The following is a 20486-nucleotide window of genomic DNA, read 5'->3' on the forward strand; positions in this document are numbered from 1 at the left end:
TTCAATCAAGCATCTCTTATAGAGTGCAGAAACGCTACCGCTTCGCATTATTTCACCACTCAAAAAGCGTTTTAACTTTCTTTAAATCCTTATACTCCACGCTTTTGATAGCGTGATCCTCTAATTCAAAATCTGCGCTCAAATCGTTAGCGTCTTTAAGGAGTGCTTGAAAGCTTTCTTTATTTGTGAGTTTGACCTCCACTTTTTCGCCTAAAGAAAGCTTGAAGTGTTTAGGGGTTTTGAGTGTTCTTTCTAATCCCATGGAGCTCACTTCCAAAATATAAGCGTCTTGAATAAAATCGCACACATCTAATAAGGGCGAAATGATCTCGCTCACTTGTTGGCAAATATCCAAGCTAACCGCCCCATTAGGGTTTTTAAGGCTCACCCTTAAAACATGCTGCTCGTTTTCTTTAACCAAACTCACATCATAAAGCAAGTATCCCAAGCTTTCAATCACGCCTTCTATTTTCTCTTCTATTCTTTTAGTCATTATCTTTCCCTTTAGCGATTTCATTGAATATGGCGTCTAGGCGGAGCTGCTTTTCTAAACTATCATCTAAAACAAAACTGAGTTTTGGGCATTTAAACCACCCGCTCGCTTGCAAAACAAATTGCCTGATCAAACCCTCAGCTTTTTTTAATTTAGAAAGGATTTTATGATCTTGTGAAGGCACAAACACATAAGCGTGGTGCTTCCCTTTAGAGCATTCCACTTTAGTAACGCTTAAAGAATTCAACTCGCCATCATTCAAGCTCGCTAAAGCCTCTTGCAGTAATTCTAAAAGATTGGATTCTAAGCGTTCTTTATGAGCGTTCATTAGAGAGTTCTTTTTTTATGGATTTCTTTATAGGTTTCAAACACATCGCCCACTTTAATCTCGTTATAATTGTCTAGCATGATCCCGCACTCATAGCCCTTAGAAACTTCTTTCACATCATCTTTAAAGCGTTTCAAAGAAAGGATTTCGCCGGTATGAACCACCACGCCATCTCTAATCAAACGCGCCTTAATGCCACGAGCGATCACCCCATCGCTCACCACACACCCGGCTATCGTGCCAACTTTAGGGATATTAAAGGTTTCCCTCACTTCCGCTTGCCCGGTATGCTCTTCTTCAATGATAGGACTCATCAAGCCTAATAACAGCGATCGCATCTCTTCAATCAAGGCATAAATCACCGTGTAAGTTTTAATGCTCACATTGTATTCTTTAGCCTTATTTTTCACATTACCGGTGGGGCGGATATTAAAACCTAAAATCACCGCATGCTCACTGCTAGAGACTAGGCTCAAATCATTTTCAGTAATGCCCCCCACCCCTGAATGGATCACTTGAATCGCTACCTCTTCGTTATTAAGCTCCAACAGGCTGTTTTTAATGGCTTCTAAGCTTCCTTGCGTATCCGCTTTAATGACTACAGGAATATTTTTCAATTCCTTATTAGCGACCATTTCTGAAAGCTCATCAAAAGACACTTTAGTGCTTTTACTCAACGCTTTTTGGCGTAAATAAGTCGCCCTCTTTTGAGCTTGCAAGCGCGCGATAGAATCGTTTTCTACCCCTATTAAAACAGATCCCGCAGGCGGCACTTCGCTCAAGCCTGTGATGAGAGCCACCATAGAGGGTTTTAAATTTTGAATGCTCTTGCCTTGATCGTCAGTCATCGTTCTTACTTTACCAAACGCCGTTTCGGCAAAAAAACTATCCCCCACGCTCAAAGTCCCGCTTTGGACAATCACAGTGGCTACTGCCCCACGCCCTTTTTCCACGCTCCCTTCTAAAACAACCGCTCTAGCACTGCCCTCTTCTATGGCTTTTAATTCCATAATATCCGCTTGAATGAGAATGGTTTCTAACAGATTGTCAATGCCATCGCCCGTTTTAGCCGAAACAGGGATAAACTCATGCTCTCCGCCCCAATCCACAGGGTTATAACCAAGTTCAGCGCATTCGGCTTTGAGTTTGTCCGGATTCACATTGGGTTTATCCATTTTATTCATCGCAAAAATCACAGGCACATTAGCGGCCTTTGCATGCTCTAAAGCTTCAATAGTCTGCTGCTTCACGCCATCATCAGCCGCTATCACAATCACTGCAATATCTGTAACTTGAGCCCCACGATTACGCATCTGGCTGAAAGCTTCATGCCCTGGAGTGTCAATGAAAGACACCCATTTGTTATTTTTTTCTACCATGTAAGCGCCAATGTGCTGAGTGATCCCCCCGGCTTCCGTGTGAGCGACTCTTTTATCACGGATTTTATCCAGTAATGAAGTTTTACCATGATCAACATGCCCCATGATAGTCACCACAGGCGGGCGCTCTTTTTTCACCCCCTCTAGCACTTCTTCTACTTCAAATTCTTCTAAAGTGTTTTGAACAGAAATTTCTAAATGAAACTCTTCGGCTAAAATCTCTATACTATCCTTATCCAAAAAGTCGTTTTTAGTTACCATAAGCCCTAAATTAAAGAGGGTTTTAATCACATCGGCTAAATTCAAATTCGCTTTTTGCGCGAATTCATAGACGCGCACTTCTTCAGGGATTGCAATCGCGCTTTGGATCACTTTTTGGCTGTTATCGTTACGGAATGCGCGCTTTTTCTTGGATTGTCGTTTGATCCCGCTTTCATTCATCCAAGGGTTTTTTCTTTGGACGCGTACCCTGTCGTTGATGTTTTGGCGGATTTCTTTTTCTTCTTCTTCCTTATTGAGATTATCTTGTTCATGCAAATCAAACAATAAGATTTCATCGGTTTCATCATCATAAATATCATTGCCCTTAAAATCCCTCGCATCGCTAAAATCAATTTTATGGGATTTGTTGTTTTTGGCTGTGGGGGTGGGTTTGGACTTACTGGGTTTTTTGGCTTTTTTAGCCTCTTGCTTGTCTTTTTCTTGCCATTCTTTTTTAATGTCTTCAAAAATAGCCGCCGCGCTTTGAGTGGGTTTTTTGCTTTCGGTTACGCTGTTTTCAATTTCATTTTCTGTTTCATCGTTGCGTTTAATCACCCTAAAACCGGTGCGTCTTTTAATGTTTTCATGGCGTTTGATCTCTTGCTCTTGTTTTTTAACTTCGCTGATTTCTTTTTTAGCGTTATTAGCGTTATTGGTGCTGTTAGCGTTGCTTTGGGTGAGCTTGTTTAGGGCTTCTCGGCTTTTTTGGATTTCTTGGAGCTTTTGTTTGGCTTTTTCTATTTGAGATTGAGAGGGGGTTAGTGCTTTAGAGGTGTTTTCTGTAAGGGGCGTTTGGTTTTCAAAAGTATTGACAATCTCTATCCCTCCCTTCTTTTTGGCAATGGGCGTGGGAGCTTCTTTTTTCTTTTCTTTAGTTTTTTTGGGCTTTGGCTGGCTTTTTTCTTCTTTTTTAGGCGTTTTTGAAACCTTTTTGTTAAGAGGTTTGGGCGTTTGGGCCATATTCAAATCGTCTTTATTGTCTTGTTCAGGATTTTTAGTGGGTTGATTGGCTTGTATTTGTTCTTTAATGCCATCCACAATGTATTTGTATAGCTTGCCTGCTTGCTCTGGGGTCATTTTAGAATTTGTCTTAAGCTCTAAACCAATATCTTTGGCTTGCTCGATCACATTTTTAAGCTCTTTTTGGGTCTTACCAAGCTCGGCTAAAAATTCTTTTAAATCAACCATCTCGCTCATGCTATGCTTCTCTCCTTAATCCAAGTAATGATATTTTTGGTATCTTTTGGGGCGTTCTTTATTTTTGAAACCGCTTTCAACAACTTTTTTTCTCCATTTTTTAAACAATTTCCACACACATAGAAACTACGGCCTGTGCCATCAAATTCCATGATTTGATTTTCAAAGCTTTTCAAACGCAACAAATCCTTTTGGGGTTGGCGCATTCTGCACGCCACACACATGCGGATTTTAATTTCAGTCTTTCTCAATAAGGACCCCATCATTATCAAAATCTAAAACCGCTACCCTAAATTTAGGGAATTTCTTGCTCAAAACCTGCTTTAATTTAGGGGCGTCCTCTTCATAACACATGTTAAAAAACGACGAACCGCTCCCTGAAAGCGTGCTCATTAAGGCGTTATTTTCTAAAGCGAGCTTTTGGATCGCAAACAATACAGGATAAGTTTGCATGCGCTTATATTGATGCATCCTGTCTTTAGAACAACAACGCAACAAATCCCACTTCCCTTGCACAATCGCCATGGTCATCAAGCTCGCATGCGAAAGGTTAAACACGCTTTCTTGCACGCTGTAACGCTTGGGCAAGAGGTGGCGCGATTGCTTAGTGGAAATGGCCCTATTAGGGATCACCATCACCGCTTTTAAAAAAGAAGGGATTTTGGTTTTTAAACTTATCACTTTCTTTTTTTCCACAAACGCTGCATTATACCCCCCAAAGACCGCTGGGGTGATATTATCCGGGTGGTTTTCATAAATTAAAGCGGTATTGACAATATTTTCTCTATCAAAAGCAAACCCTAAAAAAGCAAACGCTGAAGCGACCGCCCCCACAATCATCGCCGAGCTAGATCCCATGCCCCTTGTAATAGGGACTTTATTATGCAATAAAAATTTAAACGAGCCGTCATTCCCATGCTTTTTTAAAATCTCATAAAACACTTTAGTGAAAATATTGTTGGTTAAAAACTTAGGGATTCCTTCACCCTCCCCAACCAATTTCACCGCATGGAAGCTGCTAGGCTCAATAAAAAAACGATTGCGTAAATTCAAACTCAAACCCAAGCAATCAAAACCGGGGCCCAAATTCGCACTTGTTGCAGGAACACTCACTACCAAATTTTAAACCCCTATTGTTGATACCCTTTCATTTTTAAAACTAGCATTATACACTAAATAGGAGGCAAAATGTAAAACGGCGTGTTCAATTGGGTGAATTTGTCTTTCTCTAAAAAAGAGGGCAGCATGAAATCTTTTGGTGCAATTTTCAAATCCTTAAAATCGGTTAAGCTTTCCCTTTCTTGTGAAACAAAGTATTTATTGGCATACGCCAAAATGGGCGTGTTGTCGTTAAAATCAAAGCCTGTGGTTGAATAGAGTTCAAAGTCATGGATTAAAGCCAAAGTGTGTAAGAAAACATGCGTGAGCTTTAGGCTAGTGAAACTCCCTGGCCCTTTAGCGTAATAAACCCCTTTAATCGCCGGTAAAGTAGGGTTTTTAAAATCTTTGAATAATTGTGAAAAAACTTCCACTAAAGCTTCGCTTGTTTTTGATTTGGAAGTGTAAGAAGTGCATAAAAAATTGTTTTGATACACCCCAAGCAAAACCCCATCGCCTAAAGAGATAAGCACTAAATCCAATTCCAAAAAATAAACCCTAATTTAGGATTAAGCGAAAGCCTTTTGCAACGCAAATTCTTTAGCCGGATCCGTAGCGATCAAAACTTCGTAATTTTTAGCGTCCGCTAAAATGGCTTTAACCAACATGGAATTGAGTTTATGGCTCCCCGAAAAAGAAGTGTATTTGCCCATCACAGGCATGCCTAAGACCATTAAATCCCCCATAGCGTCTAAAATCTTGTGGCACACGAATTCCTTTTCGCACCTCAAGCCCTCTTTATTCAAAATGCTGTTTTCATCCAGCACAATGCAGTTATTCAAGCTTCCTCCTTTAGCCAAACCAATGGATCGCAAGTAATTCACTTCTTGCAAAAACCCAAAAGTGCGGGCTTTAGCGACTTGCTCTTTGTAAGCGGTTTTACTAAAGATGAAATGATGGGCTTGCTTAGCGATAACCGGATGGTTAAAATCAATCGTGAAATTCAAAGAAAGTTGGCTGTCTGGCTCAATTTTAACAAATTTATCGCCCTCTCTAATCTCAACGGCTTGCTTGATTTCCATCACTTTTTTAGGAGCGTCTAATTCTTTAATCCCTGCTTCATCTAAAAGCATGCAATAAATCAAAGCACTCCCATCCATGATAGGGATCTCTTCGTTATCCACAGAGATTTTAAGATTATCAATACCATACGCATGAATAGCTGAAAGCAAATGCTCAATCGTAGAAATTCTAGCGTTATCCTTACCCAACACGGTTGCCATTTTGGTATCCACGATGTTTTCAGGTTTTAAGGGGAGCTTCACGCCCAAATCAGAGCGGTAAAAAACAATGCCTTGATTTTCTCCTAAAGGCTCTAAAACAAGCTTCACAGGAACGCCCTTATGCAAGCCTATCCCTACTAATTCCACAGAGTGGTTAATGGTTGTTTGTTTCATAATACTTCCTTTATGTCTAGTATATCGTCATTTTTAGTGATTATTTTAATATTTTTATTTACCAAAAGCCGTTCAACCTCTTTTAAAGAGAAAATTTGATTTTGAAAAACGATTTGAGCGCTCTTGACTTCTTTCAAAATCAAGCACTCTCCAAAGCACACAATCGCCCCTTCGCAAACCCCATAAACTGACACAGAACCTTCTGAAATGATCTTCGCCCCATTGTGGATATTACCCAAAAAAATAAGGTGGTTAGCGCTATAAATCTCTTCCCCACTCCTAATATTACGCTCATAAATCGTTGTCTTGGGTTCTATCGCATTAGGGCTATTTTGCTTTAAAGGGTTAGCGTCTTTTTCTGTGGTTTTGATATAGCGCCCGTTTAAAGCGCGATTCGTTTCTAAAAACAAAAGCTGGTGTTTGCGCAAAACGGCTTTGACTTCTGGTTCAATATCATATTTAAAAATAATAAGAAAATATTGCAAAAGGGCGTGGTTTTTTTCTAAAAATCCTATGACCGCTTCAGGCTCTTGCTTTTCAATTTCAAACGCATGCACATTTTTTTGATTGGTTTTTAACATGACTATCCTTTCATTAAAAGCCGTTTGGCTTGCTCTATGGGGGCAATGATATTGGTTTTTATCCATTGCTCATTAAGCCATTCATTGGGCCGGACAAACACCCCTTGCAAAAGCATCCCTAAATGCAACCCGATCCCTAATTTCAAACCACTACTCCCCACGCTTTCATCATCTTTTAAATGCGCTAAAAAAACGCACAAACCTAAACCATAGCAATCCATTAAACTATTACCATAAAAATCCAATTCCCCCTTAAAAACCCTCTTCACCGATGGATCAAACGCTAAGGATAAATCCTTACTGGGCATCAAATCCACCCCTAAATGCAAGAATTTAAACAACACCTGATTATCCTTTAAAAACCGCCGATTTTCTAAAAAATTGCTTATCATTTTAAAAGACCCATTCAAGGGTTTTAGCGCTTGAAAATGGGAAAAATCCTTATCAAAATCCCCTTGCTCTAAAGCGATTTTTTGGATTTTTTCTAAATCTTTTAAGCGCGCGTTGGAAAACATTTCTAATAAAGTTTGCTCAGTGTGATTTTGAAATTTTTCTTGCTTTGCAATCTTATCTTTTAAGGCGCTTAAGTTTATATCTTTTTCCCTCAAACGATGGGTTTTTCGCTTGAACAATAAAGGGGTGGTATTAGAGTTATAAGCTTTATCTTTAGCGACAATGAACGCTTTAAAATCCTTATTTTTATAAGACCAAGGCACTAAAGCGATAAAAACATTACGCTGTTTGAATTCTAAAAGCCTGAAAGCTTTAAAATCCTTTTTTTTGACGCGCACAAACGCTTGAGACAAATTCTTATCCAAAGCTTCAAAGACAACTATCGCGCTCCCTCCATAAGCGATGCTTGGAGAACGAGATAAAATAGCGATTGAGGGTTTTATCGTATCAACACACACTTCTTGTTTGAAAGACGCCTTATTGCCATTGAAAAAATTAGCATAGCTCCAATCATTAGCTTGAATTTCATACAAAAGGCACTTGTCTTCTAACCCCATGATTTCAGGCCTAATTAAAGGCACTTCTAAAGACTTGGGTTTATCCAATACCAGACTTTCTTTTTTATATAAGATCAAATTGTCTTTTGTGGTTACTTTTATCTCATAGCGTTTGATGCCCTTTGGGGCTGCTATTTTAATCTTAATGGGTTTTTTTAGATCCCAAAAAAGCGCTTCATTGTTGTCATTAAGCGCATTTTCTTCGCTCTTTAAACTAAAACTTAAAGCTCTGGGTTTTGTGATAAAGGCGTTAAAAATCAAATAACCCCCCAAAATTAAAACGACTAACGCTAAAATTTTAAACCCTAACCCCAAGATCAAGCCTCAAAAAATGAACGCATAATTCACTAATAAAAAACTGGATCGTTTGAACTGGTTGTTAGCTGAAATCAACAATCGTTCATCATTTTCTTTATTGTGATAAATCGCTCCCTCTTCTACTCCCATCCTCAAATAGCTAATCGGTAATTTGGTGCCAATCTCTAAGCGGTGTTTCCTATAAAGCGTTAAACTCACGCCCACATTAAAAGTGTAATCCACTTCAATCAAAGATTTCCATAAAAAATTAGGGCTTGAATAACCCCCTACTACCAAATCCCTCCCGTTTTGATTAGGCTTGTCTTGATAAAGCATAAGCCCTATCCCAAAACCCGCATAAACGCCTAAAAAATGCTTTTTGGTCTTAAAATCTAAAGGCATGTCAAACAATAAATCGGTATTGACAGCCCCTAAAACATAAAAAAACGAGCCTACAGGCTGCTTGAGCGCGTTCTCTTTTAACGCCCCACCCCCAAGCAATAAATCCCCATAAAATCGTGTCCCAAAATAAGGCACGAAGTATTTTTGATACCCGAATTTAGCGCTAATCATAGAAACAGGAGCGTTAATATTGATCTTGTTTTTAAACGCGCTAGAGGCATTTGAGCCATATCTGTCTAACATCTCCCCTTGATAAGACAAGTTAAATCCCCCATAAGCATACCCACCCCCTAAAAAAACCCCGCTCTTATCATCGGCTATGGAAAAAGATTTGAGTAATTTTTTTCTTTTCTTTGAAGAAATCTTTGGGTAAGTTCGCTCTAAATATTCTTCTTCAAACTTATCCTTATCCATCTCTTTGGGCGAAACCCCTTTTTCGGTGAGCTGTTGCTTTAAATGGTTTATTTTTTCGTCTAATTGTTGGTTTTCTTCTTCTAAATTGTCATAATCTGTCGCTTGAAGTCCTATAATGAACGCCAGATAAACTAACCAGTATTTGAGTTTCAACCCTTGAGCCTTTACAATAAATAGTTGTAACTAATATAATAAATATTAGTGCTTTTAAAATAATATAAAAAGGTTTGCGAAGTTTCTTTTAAGGGAGGCATTTTTAGGGCTAATTCAAAGCGGTGTTTGAGGTTGAGCGTCATGCTCACCCCTAAATTTAACACCAGCCCAAAGGCGTTAGGCTGTGAATACCCTCTAATCTCTTTTAAATTTTGATACATCCCATTCCACCCCACTCCAACGCCTCCAAATATCCCTAACGCAAACCTTTTTTCTTTGTCAATAGGCTTATCCATCAATAGATCAATATTCAAGCTTGCGGTTTGATAAGAAGCCAAAGAATCGCTTTTAAACCCTTTCATCGCCCCCCCTAAATACTCCCCATAAAAGCGTAAGGCGCTAATCCCGTTAGCGAAATACTTTTGATACCCGCTCCTTAAACCATACAGCAAAGGAGAAGCTTGAATATTGCTTAAAAGTTCAAACTTCTCATAAGGATGAGCGCTAACCCCTATATCGCCAAGGATCACGCCTATAAAAAAACCGCTCTTATTTTTAGCCATTTGCTGGAACAAGATGGATTCATTTTTTTCATGCAATTCCCCTTTGAGCATGTAAAGCTGGCGTTTTTTCTTATGGATTTCTTCAAGCAGGCTTTTTTCATCAATCTTTTTTGCCACTTCATTTTCTTCTTTAAACTCTAGCGTTCGGACGCGTTTTTCTTCCAAAAGAATGGGAGCGTCTTTAGGGGTATTTTCTTCAGTCATATTTCTTTCAGTCATACTCTCTTCAGCGCGCAAGCTTAAAATAAAACCAAAGCATAAAATGAGATTTCTTATTTTTTTAGAACACATATTGATACCCAATGCTTGCTATAGCTCCCCACCAAGTCTCTTTTGAAGAATTAGATTGCAAAAAAGGGAAATTATTCAAAATTTTAAATTCAAATTCAATGCGGTTTTTTTCTAATACCGTTAGAGCCAATCCTGCGTTAAAAGACATCCCCCATTCCGCCGTATAATTCACCCCATGCGCCACAACTCCCAAGCCTAAACCCATATACCCCCCCATATAAAGGTATTTCCCCACAAAGGGCAAAGGAAAGTCTAATAAAAAATCCCCATTCAGCATGACCGATTGAAACCCCACGCTCCCAAAGCCCGCTTTTTTAGGAGCCCCTCCATAATATTGAATATAGATACGCCTGCCAATAATATTAGGCTTAACCAAGCGCGCAAAAAACGACGGCCTGAAGGTTTGATATCCAAAACGCAAGCCATAAGCGAACAAATAATTTAAAATATTCCCGGTGATGCTAGAGCTATTGGTTTTGACCATGATTTCATGGTTATAAAAAAACCCGGTATTGATCCCTAAAATAAGCCCGCTTTTAGCGTTCGCCCTTTTTAAGTCTCTGATCAATTCTTCAACTTCTTTATCTTCATAAGCTTTATAATACTTGATATATTTGTAATATTTCGGGTCTAGGGTATCATAATCAAGCGCACTCAATCCCGTATAAAACCCCATTAAAGACCATAAAATAGCATGTTTTTTAAGACCCAAAATCGCTAAATCCCTTGAATTGTTTGTTAAAAGTTTCTTTCAATTATACTAAAATAATTAAAATGACCGGTTAAAATGGAGTAAAATTTTTACCCACCCTAATAAAGTCATGCTACAATGCCACTATATTTAACACTTAGGATTTTTAATGAGCATGCAAACCGCCCCAATTAAAAAGATCACTCTCAACCACCTCCAAGCTAAAAAAAATCAAGAAAAAATCATCGCCATTACCGCTTATGACGCACTATTCGCTCAAATATTTGATCCACTAGTGGATGTGATTTTAGTGGGCGATAGTTTGAATATGAGTTTTTTCAATCAAAACGACACTTTAAGCGCGAGTGTAAAAATGATGCTCTATCACACTAAAGCCGTGTGCGCGGGCGCTAAGACTCCTTTTATCATCACAGACATGCCCTTTGGAAGCTATAAAGATGAAAAAACAGCCCTAAAAAACGCCATTAGGGTTTATAAAGAAACCCAAGCGAGCGCGATCAAACTAGAGGGGGGGAAAGAAAAAGCGAAACTGGTTAAAACGCTCACTGATGAGGGCGTTATCGTGGTAGGGCATATTGGCTTGATGCCTCAATTCGTGCGTCTTGATGGAGGTTATAAGATTAAGGGCAAAAATGAAGAGCAACAAAAAAAGCTTTTAGAAGACGCCTTGAGTTTAGAAGAAGCTGGGGTGGGTTTGTTGGTTTTAGAGGGTATAACCACCCCTATCGCTCAGAAAATCACGCAAAAAATCAAAATCCCCACGATCGGCATAGGGAGCGGCAAGGATTGCGATGGGCAGATTTTAGTGTGGAGCGATATGTTAGGCTTTTTTGATAGTTTTAAGCCTAAATTCGTGCGAGAATACCTTAAAGGGAAAGAATTGGTTCAAAACGCTATCAAGCAATACGCTGATGATGTGAAAAAGGGAAACTTCCCTAACGAATTAGAAAGTTACCATTAAATGAAAGAACGGATAGTCAATTTAGAAACTTTGGATTTTGAAACTTCTCAAGAAGTGAGTTTGCGCCCCAATCTTTGGGAAGATTTTATCGGTCAAGAAAAGATTAAAAGCAACTTGCAAATTTCTATTTGTGCGGCTAAAAAACGCCAAGAAAGTTTGGATCACATGCTCTTTTTTGGCCCGCCCGGTTTGGGTAAAACTTCAATCAGCCATATCATCGCTAAAGAAATGGAAACCAATATCAAAATCACCGCCGCTCCCATGATAGAAAAAAGCGGTGATTTAGCCGCCATTTTGACGAATTTGCAAGCTAAAGACATTCTTTTTATTGATGAAATCCACCGGCTTAGCCCAGCGATTGAAGAGGTTTTATACCCGGCTATGGAAGATTTTAGATTGGATATTATCATAGGCTCAGGCCCAGCGGCTCAAACCATTAAAATTGATTTACCCCCTTTCACCCTTATTGGCGCTACCACTAGAGCCGGAATGCTCTCTAACCCCTTAAGAGACAGATTTGGCATGAGTTTTAGGATGCAATTTTATAGCCCTAGCGAACTTTCTCTCATCATCAAAAAAGCCGCTGCTAAACTCAACCAAGACATCAAAGAAGAAAGCGCTGATGAAATCGCTAAAAGGAGTAGAGGCACGCCAAGGATCGCTTTAAGGCTTTTGAAAAGGGTGCGCGATTTTGCGCTAGTCAAAAATTCAAGCTTGATGGATTTAAACATCACTTTGCATGCTTTGAATGAATTAGGCGTGAATGAATTGGGCTTTGATGAAGCGGATTTGGCGTATTTATCTTTGTTGGCTAACGCTCAAGGAAAGCCGGTGGGTTTGAACACGATTGCAGCATCTATGAGAGAAGATGAAGGCACGATTGAAGACGTGATTGAGCCTTTTTTACTCGCTAATGGTTATTTAGAGCGCACCGCTAAAGGCAGGATCGCCACGCCTAAAACCCATGCACTTTTAAAAATCCCCACTTTAAGATCTCAAAGTTTGTTTTAAGGATTTATCTTTTGAGAATATTCTCCCTAAACCCTTTTCATTTCAAACTTTTACTTTTTAATCTTGTTTAGAAAGAAAATTACACTACAATAACGATAAAATTTAAAGGGTGTGAAAGTAGATCATTATGTTTGGCATGGGCTTTTTTGAAATCCTTGTGGTGTTGATTGTAGCGATTATTTTTTTAGGGCCAGAAAAATTCCCCCAAGCTGTCGTGGATATAGTGAAATTTTTTCGCGCGGTTAAAAAAACGCTCAATGACGCTAAGGACACTTTAGATAAAGAAATCAATATTGAAGAAATCAAAAAAGAAACCTTAGAGTATCAAAAACTCTTTGAAAACAAAGTGGAGAGTCTTAAAGGCGTTAAGATTGAAGAATTAGAAGACGCTAAGGTAACTGCAGAAAATGAGATTAAAAGCATTCAGGATTTGATGCAAGATTACCAACGCAGTTTAGAAACCAACACAACCCCTAACCATTTAAACGAAGAAGTTTCCAATGAAGAGGCCCTAAATAAAGAAGTTTCAAGCGATGAACCTCCTAAAGAAGTCAAATTAGCAACCGATAACAACACCAAAGAACACGACAAAGAAAAAGAGCATGTTTGAAGATTTAAAACCGCATTTACAGGAATTAAGAAAGCGTTTGATGGTTTCTGTAGGGACGATTCTAGTGGCGTTTTTGGGGTGCTTTCATTTTTGGAAAAATATTTTTGAATTTGTTAAAAATTCTTATAAAGGCACGCTCATTCAGCTATCCCCTATTGAAGGGGTCATGGTAGCGGTTAAAATCAGTTTTTCAGCCGCTATTGTCATTTCCATGCCCATTATTTTTTGGCAATTGTGGCTCTTTATCGCTCCAGGGCTTTATAAGAATGAAAAAAAAGTGATTTTGCCTTTTGTGTTTTTTGGGAGTGGCATGTTTTTAATTGGGGCGGCGTTTTCTTACTATGTGGTGTTTCCTTTCATCATTGAATACTTAGCCACTTTTGGGAGCGATGTGTTTGCGGCCAATATTTCTGCATCCAGTTACATGAGCTTTTTCACGCGCTTGATTTTAGGCTTTGGCGTGGCGTTTGAATTGCCTGTTTTGGCGTATTTTTTAGCCAAAGTGGGCTTGATTACCGATGCGAGCTTGAAAGCGTATTTCAAATACGCTATTGTAGTGATTTTTATTGTAGCAGCCATTATCACTCCCCCTGATGTGGTGAGTCAAATCTTTATGGCATTGCCTTTAGTGGGGCTTTATGGGCTTTCTATTTTGATTGCCAAAATGGTCAATCCGGCTCCTAAAGACGACGAAAGCGATCACGAAAATGACACCAAAGAGCATACAAAGAGCGAGTCGTAGTTGAAAGAATTTGATTTAGAAAGCTATGATTATCATTTGCCTAAGGAATTGATCGCAAATTACCCCGTTTTGCCCAAAGAAAAGGCTAAATTACTCGTCTATGAAAGGCGTTCGCAAACAATCACGCACACCACTTTTGAGCATGTTTTAGACTTTTTCCCTAAAAACGCCCTTGTGGTGTTGAACGACACTAAAGTGATTAAGGCCAGGCTTTTTGGATCTAAGCATGCCTTTTTGCCATCAAAAACGACTGAAGTGTTTTTCCACCGCTTTTTTAAAGGCAACACCGCCCTAACTCAAATCAAGGGTAAGATCAAAGCGGGGGATAAGATCTTCTTTGATGCAAATTATTACGCTGAAGTTTTGGAATTGCTTCATAACGGCCAGCGCTTGATCGCTTTTTATGACAATCAAACCCCCTTAAATCAAGAAAATATCTTAAAGCTTTTAGAGCAATACGGACATATGCCCTTACCTCCTTATATTAAAAGAACGGATGAAAGTTTGGATGCGCATGAATACCAGAGCGTGTTCGCTAAACACACCGGCGCAGTGGCTGCCCCTACAGCGTCATTGCATTTTTCTCAAAATGCCTTAGAAAAATTATTGAAAGATTTCAAGCACGCTTTTTTGACCTTGCATGTGGGAGCTGGGACTTTTCTTGGCGTGGAAACTAAGGATATTAGAGAGCATCAAATCCATACAGAAGTTTTACGCATTCCTAAAAAGAGCCAAGAAATTTTGCAAGAATCCCAAGAGATTTTATGCATCGGCACAACCGCTTTAAGGAGCGTGGAATACTTTAAGCGTTTAAAAAACCCTAATCAAGAATCGTTTGAATGCGACATTTTTTTGCATCTTGCTAATCCTATCCAGCATGTCAATTATTTGCTCACTAATTTCCATTTGCCCAAATCAAGCCTTTTAATGCTTGTGAGCGCGATGATAGGCTTAGAAAAAACCAAAGAAATCTACAAAATAGCCATAGAAAAGAAATATCGTTTTTATTCTTATGGCGATGGGATGCTGATTTTATGAACCCCTTATTACAAGATTATGCACGCATCCTTTTAGAATGGAATCAAACGCACAACTTGAGCGGTGCAAAAAATTTAAGCGAGTTAGAACCCCAGATCACAGACGCTCTAAAGCCCTTAGAATTTGTCAAAGATTTTAAAAGCTGCTTGGATATTGGGAGCGGAGCAGGACTTCCTGCTATCCCTTTAGCCCTTGAAAAACCTGAAGTCAAATTCATTCTTTTAGAGCCAAGAATAAAAAGAGCGGCTTTTTTAAACTACCTTAAAAGCGTTTTGCCTTTAAAAAATATTGAAATCATTAAAAAGCGTTTAGAAGATTATCAAAATCTTTTACAAGTGGATTTGATCACTTCTAGAGCGGTCGCTAGCTCTTCTTTTTTGATAGAAAAAAGCCGATGTTTCCTAAAAGATAAGGGGTATTTTTTATTCTATAAAGGCGAGCAATTAAAGAATGAAATCGCTTGTGAAGACACTGAATGTTTTATGCATCAAAAACGAGTTTATTTTTACAAATCAAAGGAAAGTTTATGTTAAGAATTTTAATCCCCTTACTCATTATCGCATGGATTTTATGGCGTTTGTTTTTAAAGCAAAAACCCCTTAAAGACGACCCCAAAGACAACCACTCTTATACGCAACAAACCCCCAAAGAATTAGAAGATCACATGATTGTATGCTCTAAATGCCAAACCTATGTCTCTAGCAAAGACGCTATTTATAGCGGGGCGGTAGCCTATTGCAGTGAAACTTGTTTGAAAGATAAGAGGTAAAAATGCTTATTTTAGGACACCCTTTAATCCCTAGCGCTCGTTTTGTTTTCATTAAAAACACCGATGCTATTCATTCCAGCACCAATAACGATATAGTGTGTTTTGAAGCAAACCCAAAAAATTTGGAGTTAGCTAAGTATTGCTGTGAAAATGGCGTCCATTTTAGCGTGATCTTTTTATCGCACAAGATAGAGACGGACACCTTTTTTTTATTCAACGCTTTCAAACCGCTCTATTGTATTTTTAAGGATATTAAGCAAGCCATACTCGCCCAACAACACGCCACTAATTACTTATTAGATAGCAAAATCTTGTTTTCTATGGATTTAAACGATACAGAGTCGTGGGAAATTTGCGCTAAAAGTCAGATTGATGGCGTTATTTCTAAAGATTCACTCCTTTTAAAATAAGCCCTTTTTAAACAAATCTTAGTTATAATAAGCCCTTTTTTAAGGGGAGATGTCCGAGTGGTTGAAGGAGCACGCCTGGAACGCGTGTAAGGTGCAAGCCTTCGAGGGTTCGAATCCCTCTCTCTCCGCCATTTAAAAATGCCACTTAAAAATGCCACGAGTGTGAAACAAAAAACAAAAAGCTCCTTTCAAACAAACTGTGCCTTTCAGGGGTTAGAAAGATTTTCATGCCAATTTCTACATCCACCTTATGATACAAAACGATCGTGCGAAACTGCACCCCAAATTTCCCGATAGCCCTGAAATAAGTGTTATGAAAATTGAAATCTTTTAACGAATCCCAAGTATTCACCACCAAATCTTTGACTTTATTATTGAGTATCCATGTGTTGGCGGCCAGTTGCAAGCCAAAGAAAAAAGCCCAGCGGTTGATAGGGTTTTTAGCGTAGGCGACCATGAAATCCCCTCCCACCCCATAAGTGAACATGTTCGCTTGCAAAGTGGAATCATTATTGAAAAGCACATTACCATAATCTATAAAGAAATAATACCTAGAATAAGCCCAATCGTTTTTAGGATTCACTTCATAGCCTTGAAGGATTGAAGCCCCTTGTAAAAGCTTGTTGGTGTTTAAAGGGCGCATAAATACCGTGCCTATTTGATAAGAAGAAGACATATAACTCAAATTTTCAGCATTTAAAATATTTAAAAAACTTATACCCAGTATTAAAATTCTTAAATAATACACTTACTTGTAAAATCCTTGTCTTTCTTTTTTCAAACCATCCAATACCCTTTATCGCACTCAAAAGTTATTTTATTACTTTTAAACGATTATGATAGCAAACAAACTGAATTTTTTTACAAATGAGAACGCTCATTGAACGCTCCATTTAGTCAATGATTATTGTCGGTCAAGGTAATTTTAATCAAAACATGCTATTATTTGGAATGATTTATTATTATAAGGCGTTTAGGACGCTTTGGCTGTTTAAAAAGAGCCTAATTTAAATGCAATCTTAAAAGGAGAAGCGCTTTGAAACTACTGGTAGTAGATGATAGCTCAACTATGAGAAGGATTATTAAAAACACACTTTCACGCTTAGGTTATGAAGACGTTTTAGAAGCTGAGCATGGGGTGGAAGCTTGGGAAAAACTAGACGCTAATGCGGACACTAAGGTGCTTATTACGGATTGGAACATGCCTGAAATGAACGGCTTGGATCTCGTTAAAAAGGTGCGTGCGGATAACCGATTTAAAGAAATCCCTATCATTATGATCACCACAGAGGGCGGTAAAGCTGAGGTCATTACGGCTTTAAAAGCGGGCGTGAATAACTACATTGTGAAACCTTTTACCCCCCAAGTTTTGAAAGAAAAATTAGAGGTTGTTTTAGGGACAAACGATTGAGTGTTAGAATCAATGTATTATGAGTTTTTCTTTATATTCCCTAAGGAGCGAGAGCTTTTTGAGAGCTTTCTTTTAGACACCACACATCTAGCCTTAGAAGAATCAAGCTTAGACAATTTAAAAGCGTTTGACGATGAAGAAACCATTGAATTTGTAAGCCAATCCAGTTGGCGTTATTTCACCACTCATGACCCCCTAAAAGAAAATTTAAAAGAAAAACCCCCGCACCTCAAAAATTTCGTTATTTTACGCTCTGAAAAAAATTTGAGCGATTCGCTTTTTCCGGCGTTAGAAGCGTTTTGTTTGAACTTAAAGCAAAGCTTGCAAAGCGAGTTTGATTTTTTCTACCTTTCACGCAACCTCGCTTCAAAAGACTGGCTAGAAGCCTACAAACAAGCTGTTTTACCGGTGCGATGCGCCAAATTTTACATACACCCTAGCTGGCATCAAAAACCAAGCCATGCCGCTATAGATGATTGCATAATGATCGATCCAGCTTTGGCCTTTGGATCAGGCCATCATGAAAGCACTTCTATGTGTTTGGAATTGCTCTCTAACCTTGATTTAAAACGCAAAAACGCTTTAGATGTGGGTTGTGGGAGCGGGATTTTAAGCATCGCCTTAAAAAAACAAGGCGTTAGCGCTTTAACTGCTTGCGATACGGATAGTTTAGCCATTGAAGAAACCCTAAAAAATTTTAGCTTGAATGAAATACCCCTATTAACGCAAGATAAAATCATTTATGGATCTACGCAAAAAATTGGAGGGCGTTTTGATATCATTGTGGCGAACCTTGTCGCTGATGTGATTAAGAGTTTGTATAGTGAATTTGTGCGGCTTTGTAACCACACTCTTATTTTATCAGGGATTTTAGAAACCCATTTAAACTCTGTTTTACAGATCTATTATAATGGATTTGATGTTTTAGAACAGCGACAGCGTAACGAATGGGTCGCTCTAAAATTGCTTAAAAAACAATCAATAAATTAAGGATTATAATGAAACCAACGAACGAACCTAAAAAACCTTTTTTTCAAAGTCCCATTGTCCTTGCGGTTCTTGGAGGGATTTTACTCATTTTTTTTCTACGCTCTTTCAATTCTGATGGCAGTTTTTCGGACAATTTCTTAGCTTCTAGCACTAAAAATGTGAGCTACCATGAAATCAAACAGCTCATCAGTAATAATGAAGTGGAAAATGTGAGTATCGGTCAAACTTTGATCAAAGCCAGCCATAAAGAGGGCAACAATCGTGTGATTTATATCGCTAAACGAGTGCCTGATCTAACCTTAGTGCCTTTGTTAGACGAGAAAAAAATCAATTATTCTGGTTTTAGCGAATCTAACTTTTTTACCGACATGTTAGGGTGGCTCATGCCTATTTTAGTGATTTTAGGGCTATGGATGTTTATGGCAAACCGCATGCAAAAAAATATGGGTGGGGGTATTTTTGGCATGGGGAGTGCGAAAAAACTCATTAACGCTGAAAAACCCAATGTGCGTTTTAATGACATGGCAGGCAATGAAGAAGCCAAAGAAGAGGTGGTAGAAATCGTAGATTTCTTAAAATACCCTGAACGATACGCCAATTTAGGGGCTAAAATCCCTAAAGGCGTGCTGTTAGTAGGGCCTCCAGGAACCGGTAAAACCCTTTTAGCAAAGGCGGTGGCTGGCGAAGCGCATGTGCCGTTTTTCTCTATGGGAGGGAGCAGTTTCATTGAAATGTTTGTGGGCTTAGGGGCAAGCAGGGTTAGGGATCTGTTTGAAACCGCTAAAAAACAAGCCCCTAGCATCATTTTTATTGATGAAATTGATGCCATAGGTAAGAGCAGAGCGGCTGGAGGCATGATAAGCGGGAACGATGAAAGAGAGCAAACCTTAAACCAGCTCTTAGCTGAAATGGATGGTTTTGGGAGCGAAAACGCGCCTGTGATTGTCTTAGCCGCAACGAACCGCCCTGAAATCTTGGATCCGGCTTTAATGCGTCCAGGGCGCTTTGACAGGCAGGTTTTAGTGGATAAGCCTGATTTTAATGGCAGGGTAGAAATCTTAAAAGTGCATATTAAAGGCGTGAAACTCGCTAATGATGTGAATTTGCAGGAAGTCGCCAAACTCACCGCAGGGCTTGCGGGAGCGGATTTAGCGAATATCATCAATGAAGCTGCGCTTTTAGCGGGACGAAACAACCAAAAAGAAGTCAAACAACAGCATTTAAAAGAAGCGGTTGAAAGAGGGATTGCAGGGTTAGAAAAGAAAAGCAGGCGTATCAGTCCTAAAGAAAAGAAAATCGTCGCCTACCATGAAAGCGGGCATGCCGTGATTTCTGAAATGACTAAAGGGAGTGCTAGGGTGAATAAAGTCTCTATCATTCCAAGGGGCATGGCGGCTTTAGGCTACACCCTTAACACGCCTGAAGAAAACAAATACTTGATGCAAAAGCATGAACTCATCGCTGAAATTGATGTGCTTTTAGGCGGGAGGGCGGCTGAAGAGGTCTTTTTGGAAGAAATTTCTACCGGTGCGAGCAACGATTTAGAAAGAGCGACTGATATTATTAAAGGCATGGTGAGTTACTACGGCATGAGCAGTGTCAGCGGGCTTATGGTGTTAGAAAAGCAACGGAACGCCTTTTTAGGAGGCGGTTATGGGAGCAGTAGGGAATTTAGCGAAAAAACCGCAGAAGAAATGGATCTTTTCATTAAAAACCTGCTAGAAGAGCGCTATCAGCATGTCAAACAAACCTTAAGCGACTATAGAGAGGCGATTGAAATCATGGTCAAAGAATTGTTTGACAAAGAAGTCATTACGGGCGAAAGGGTGCGTGAAATCATCAGCGAATACGAGACCGCCAATAATTTAGAAAGCCGTTTGATCCCTTTAGAAGAGCAAGCGAGTTAAG

At 39.1% G+C, this 20486-nt stretch carries 24 protein-coding genes and 1 tRNA gene; 12 read left to right on the plus strand and 13 right to left on the minus strand.

Features of this window, described 5'->3' with window-relative positions; translation table 11 throughout:
- Positions 1 to 52: 52 nt before the first annotated feature.
- Genes rimP through EWZ81_RS01925 form a run of 12 tightly spaced genes read right to left on the minus strand, consistent with a single transcriptional unit; the run spans position 53 to position 10636 of the window.
- Entirely contained in the window at positions 53 to 493 is a 441-nt protein-coding gene (gene rimP / locus EWZ81_RS01870) for a ribosome maturation factor RimP (RefSeq protein WP_165548838.1), read from the minus strand.
- The gene (gene rbfA / locus EWZ81_RS01875; RefSeq protein ID WP_120946966.1) at positions 486 to 821 is read right to left on the minus strand and encodes a 30S ribosome-binding factor RbfA; all 336 of its coding nucleotides are present in this window, start codon (positions 819 to 821) and stop codon (positions 486 to 488) included. Before rbfA ends, rimP begins: the two co-directional genes overlap by 8 nt.
- Positions 821 to 3658 (minus strand): translation initiation factor IF-2, encoded by a 2838-nt coding sequence (gene infB, locus EWZ81_RS01880; RefSeq protein WP_165548839.1) that lies wholly within the window; start codon positions 3656 to 3658, stop codon positions 821 to 823. Before infB ends, rbfA begins: the two co-directional genes overlap by 1 nt.
- Positions 3655 to 3909 carry a DUF448 domain-containing protein gene (locus EWZ81_RS01885; protein WP_001232508.1) on the minus strand — a complete coding sequence of 85 codons (255 nt, stop codon included), beginning with the start codon at positions 3907 to 3909 and terminating at the stop codon, positions 3655 to 3657. The genes infB and EWZ81_RS01885 overlap by 4 nt, the downstream gene beginning before the upstream one ends.
- Positions 3896 to 4777, minus strand: coding sequence for a homoserine kinase (gene thrB / locus EWZ81_RS01890; RefSeq protein ID WP_000261712.1), 882 nt, complete (start codon positions 4775 to 4777; stop codon positions 3896 to 3898). Before thrB ends, EWZ81_RS01885 begins: the two co-directional genes overlap by 14 nt.
- Before the next feature lie 53 nt (positions 4778 to 4830).
- Positions 4831 to 5304 (minus strand): tRNA threonylcarbamoyladenosine biosynthesis protein TsaB, encoded by a 474-nt coding sequence (locus EWZ81_RS01895; RefSeq protein WP_165548840.1) that lies wholly within the window; start codon positions 5302 to 5304, stop codon positions 4831 to 4833.
- A 21-nt stretch (positions 5305 to 5325) separates the two neighbouring features.
- Positions 5326 to 6213, minus strand: a complete 888-nt coding sequence (lpxC, locus tag EWZ81_RS01900) for a UDP-3-O-acyl-N-acetylglucosamine deacetylase (RefSeq protein ID WP_120849770.1) — start codon at positions 6211 to 6213, stop codon at positions 5326 to 5328.
- Positions 6210 to 6794 carry a septum site-determining protein MinC gene (gene minC / locus EWZ81_RS01905; RefSeq protein ID WP_165548841.1) on the minus strand — a complete coding sequence of 195 codons (585 nt, stop codon included), beginning with the start codon at positions 6792 to 6794 and terminating at the stop codon, positions 6210 to 6212. The genes lpxC and minC overlap by 4 nt, the downstream gene beginning before the upstream one ends.
- Positions 6795 to 6796: 2 nt before the next feature.
- The gene (locus EWZ81_RS01910) at positions 6797 to 8119 is read right to left on the minus strand and encodes a M23 family metallopeptidase (RefSeq protein WP_165548842.1); all 1323 of its coding nucleotides are present in this window, start codon (positions 8117 to 8119) and stop codon (positions 6797 to 6799) included.
- A gap of 9 nt (positions 8120 to 8128) precedes the next feature.
- On the minus strand, positions 8129 to 9070 hold the full coding sequence (locus EWZ81_RS01915) for an outer membrane beta-barrel protein (protein ID WP_165548843.1): 942 nt from the start codon (positions 9068 to 9070) through the stop codon (positions 8129 to 8131).
- 11 nt (positions 9071 to 9081) lie between these two features.
- Entirely contained in the window at positions 9082 to 9924 is an 843-nt protein-coding gene (locus EWZ81_RS01920) for an outer membrane beta-barrel protein (RefSeq protein ID WP_165548844.1), read from the minus strand.
- Complete coding sequence (locus tag EWZ81_RS01925; RefSeq protein WP_165548845.1) at positions 9914 to 10636, minus strand: hypothetical protein; 723 nt, start codon at positions 10634 to 10636, stop codon at positions 9914 to 9916. Before EWZ81_RS01925 ends, EWZ81_RS01920 begins: the two co-directional genes overlap by 11 nt.
- 148 nt (positions 10637 to 10784) lie before the next feature.
- On the opposite strand from EWZ81_RS01925, the gene panB reads away from it, so the two are divergent.
- The 9 genes from panB to EWZ81_RS01970 all read left to right on the plus strand — a co-directional run bounded on the left by panB (position 10785) and on the right by EWZ81_RS01970 (position 16308).
- On the plus strand, positions 10785 to 11597 hold the full coding sequence (gene panB / locus EWZ81_RS01930; RefSeq protein WP_127948877.1) for a 3-methyl-2-oxobutanoate hydroxymethyltransferase: 813 nt from the start codon (positions 10785 to 10787) through the stop codon (positions 11595 to 11597).
- Positions 11598 to 12608: a Holliday junction branch migration DNA helicase RuvB gene (ruvB, locus tag EWZ81_RS01935; RefSeq protein WP_165548846.1), complete on the plus strand. Its 1011-nt coding sequence runs from the start codon at positions 11598 to 11600 to the stop codon at positions 12606 to 12608.
- A gap of 127 nt (positions 12609 to 12735) precedes the next feature.
- On the plus strand, positions 12736 to 13218 hold the full coding sequence (tatB, locus tag EWZ81_RS01940) for a Sec-independent protein translocase protein TatB (protein WP_165548847.1): 483 nt from the start codon (positions 12736 to 12738) through the stop codon (positions 13216 to 13218).
- Entirely contained in the window at positions 13211 to 13960 is a 750-nt protein-coding gene (gene tatC, locus EWZ81_RS01945) for a twin-arginine translocase subunit TatC (protein ID WP_165548848.1), read from the plus strand. Before tatB ends, tatC begins: the two co-directional genes overlap by 8 nt.
- A complete protein-coding gene (gene queA, locus EWZ81_RS01950; RefSeq protein WP_165548849.1) occupies positions 13961 to 14998 on the plus strand; it encodes a tRNA preQ1(34) S-adenosylmethionine ribosyltransferase-isomerase QueA in 1038 nt (345 codons plus the stop codon).
- Positions 14995 to 15531: a 16S rRNA (guanine(527)-N(7))-methyltransferase RsmG gene (gene rsmG, locus EWZ81_RS01955; protein ID WP_165548850.1), complete on the plus strand. Its 537-nt coding sequence runs from the start codon at positions 14995 to 14997 to the stop codon at positions 15529 to 15531. The genes queA and rsmG overlap by 4 nt, the downstream gene beginning before the upstream one ends.
- Complete coding sequence (locus EWZ81_RS01960) at positions 15525 to 15767, plus strand: PP0621 family protein (RefSeq protein ID WP_165548851.1); 243 nt, start codon at positions 15525 to 15527, stop codon at positions 15765 to 15767. Before rsmG ends, EWZ81_RS01960 begins: the two co-directional genes overlap by 7 nt.
- Positions 15768 to 15769: 2 nt before the next feature.
- Positions 15770 to 16177, plus strand: coding sequence for a hypothetical protein (locus tag EWZ81_RS01965; RefSeq protein WP_165548852.1), 408 nt, complete (start codon positions 15770 to 15772; stop codon positions 16175 to 16177).
- Between the two features lie 43 nt (positions 16178 to 16220).
- Positions 16221 to 16308 (plus strand) — tRNA-Ser (locus EWZ81_RS01970).
- 14 nt (positions 16309 to 16322) lie between these two features.
- On the opposite strand, the gene EWZ81_RS01975 is transcribed toward EWZ81_RS01970, so the two are convergent.
- The gene (locus EWZ81_RS01975) at positions 16323 to 16853 is read right to left on the minus strand and encodes an outer membrane protein (protein ID WP_001868748.1); all 531 of its coding nucleotides are present in this window, start codon (positions 16851 to 16853) and stop codon (positions 16323 to 16325) included.
- Positions 16854 to 17213: 360 nt separating this feature from the next.
- Between EWZ81_RS01975 and EWZ81_RS01980 the strand changes: the two genes are divergently transcribed.
- The 3 genes from EWZ81_RS01980 to ftsH are packed head-to-tail and all read left to right on the plus strand — an operon-like array spanning position 17214 to position 20485.
- Positions 17214 to 17588 carry a chemotaxis response regulator CheY gene (locus tag EWZ81_RS01980; protein WP_000772146.1) on the plus strand — a complete coding sequence of 125 codons (375 nt, stop codon included), beginning with the start codon at positions 17214 to 17216 and terminating at the stop codon, positions 17586 to 17588.
- A 12-nt stretch (positions 17589 to 17600) separates the two neighbouring features.
- Positions 17601 to 18578, plus strand: coding sequence for a 50S ribosomal protein L11 methyltransferase (prmA, locus tag EWZ81_RS01985; protein ID WP_165548869.1), 978 nt, complete (start codon positions 17601 to 17603; stop codon positions 18576 to 18578).
- Between the two features lie 8 nt (positions 18579 to 18586).
- Positions 18587 to 20485, plus strand: a complete 1899-nt coding sequence (gene ftsH, locus EWZ81_RS01990; protein ID WP_001943162.1) for an ATP-dependent zinc metalloprotease FtsH — start codon at positions 18587 to 18589, stop codon at positions 20483 to 20485.
- The last annotated feature ends 1 nt before the right edge of the window (position 20486 follow it).

The organism is Helicobacter pylori, assembly GCF_011140715.1.
GTDB lineage: Bacteria > Campylobacterota > Campylobacteria > Campylobacterales > Helicobacteraceae > Helicobacter > Helicobacter pylori_DA.

Bases quoted from the DNA above. Each gene is read 5' to 3' on its own strand.
- rimP (WP_165548838.1), bottom strand. From the start codon at position 493: ATGACTAAAAGAATAGAAGAGAAAATAGAAGGCGTGATTGAAAGCTTG.
- rbfA (WP_120946966.1), bottom strand. From the start codon at position 821: ATGAACGCTCATAAAGAACGCTTAGAATCCAATCTTTTAGAATTACTG.
- infB (WP_165548839.1), bottom strand. From the start codon at position 3,658: ATGAGCGAGATGGTTGATTTAAAAGAATTTTTAGCCGAGCTTGGTAAG.
- lpxC (WP_120849770.1), bottom strand. From the start codon at position 6,213: ATGAAACAAACAACCATTAACCACTCTGTGGAATTAGTAGGGATAGGC.
- minC (WP_165548841.1), bottom strand. From the start codon at position 6,794: ATGTTAAAAACCAATCAAAAAAATGTGCATGCGTTTGAAATTGAAAAG.
- EWZ81_RS01920 (WP_165548844.1), bottom strand. From the start codon at position 9,924: ATGTGTTCTAAAAAAATAAGAAATCTCATTTTATGCTTTGGTTTTATT.
- panB (WP_127948877.1), top strand. From the start codon at position 10,785: ATGAGCATGCAAACCGCCCCAATTAAAAAGATCACTCTCAACCACCTC.
- ruvB (WP_165548846.1), top strand. From the start codon at position 11,598: ATGAAAGAACGGATAGTCAATTTAGAAACTTTGGATTTTGAAACTTCT.
- tatB (WP_165548847.1), top strand. From the start codon at position 12,736: ATGTTTGGCATGGGCTTTTTTGAAATCCTTGTGGTGTTGATTGTAGCG.
- tatC (WP_165548848.1), top strand. From the start codon at position 13,211: ATGTTTGAAGATTTAAAACCGCATTTACAGGAATTAAGAAAGCGTTTG.
- rsmG (WP_165548850.1), top strand. From the start codon at position 14,995: ATGAACCCCTTATTACAAGATTATGCACGCATCCTTTTAGAATGGAAT.
- EWZ81_RS01960 (WP_165548851.1), top strand. From the start codon at position 15,525: ATGTTAAGAATTTTAATCCCCTTACTCATTATCGCATGGATTTTATGG.
- EWZ81_RS01965 (WP_165548852.1), top strand. From the start codon at position 15,770: ATGCTTATTTTAGGACACCCTTTAATCCCTAGCGCTCGTTTTGTTTTC.
- EWZ81_RS01975 (WP_001868748.1), bottom strand. From the start codon at position 16,853: ATGTCTTCTTCTTATCAAATAGGCACGGTATTTATGCGCCCTTTAAAC.
- prmA (WP_165548869.1), top strand. From the start codon at position 17,601: ATGTATTATGAGTTTTTCTTTATATTCCCTAAGGAGCGAGAGCTTTTT.
- ftsH (WP_001943162.1), top strand. From the start codon at position 18,587: ATGAAACCAACGAACGAACCTAAAAAACCTTTTTTTCAAAGTCCCATT.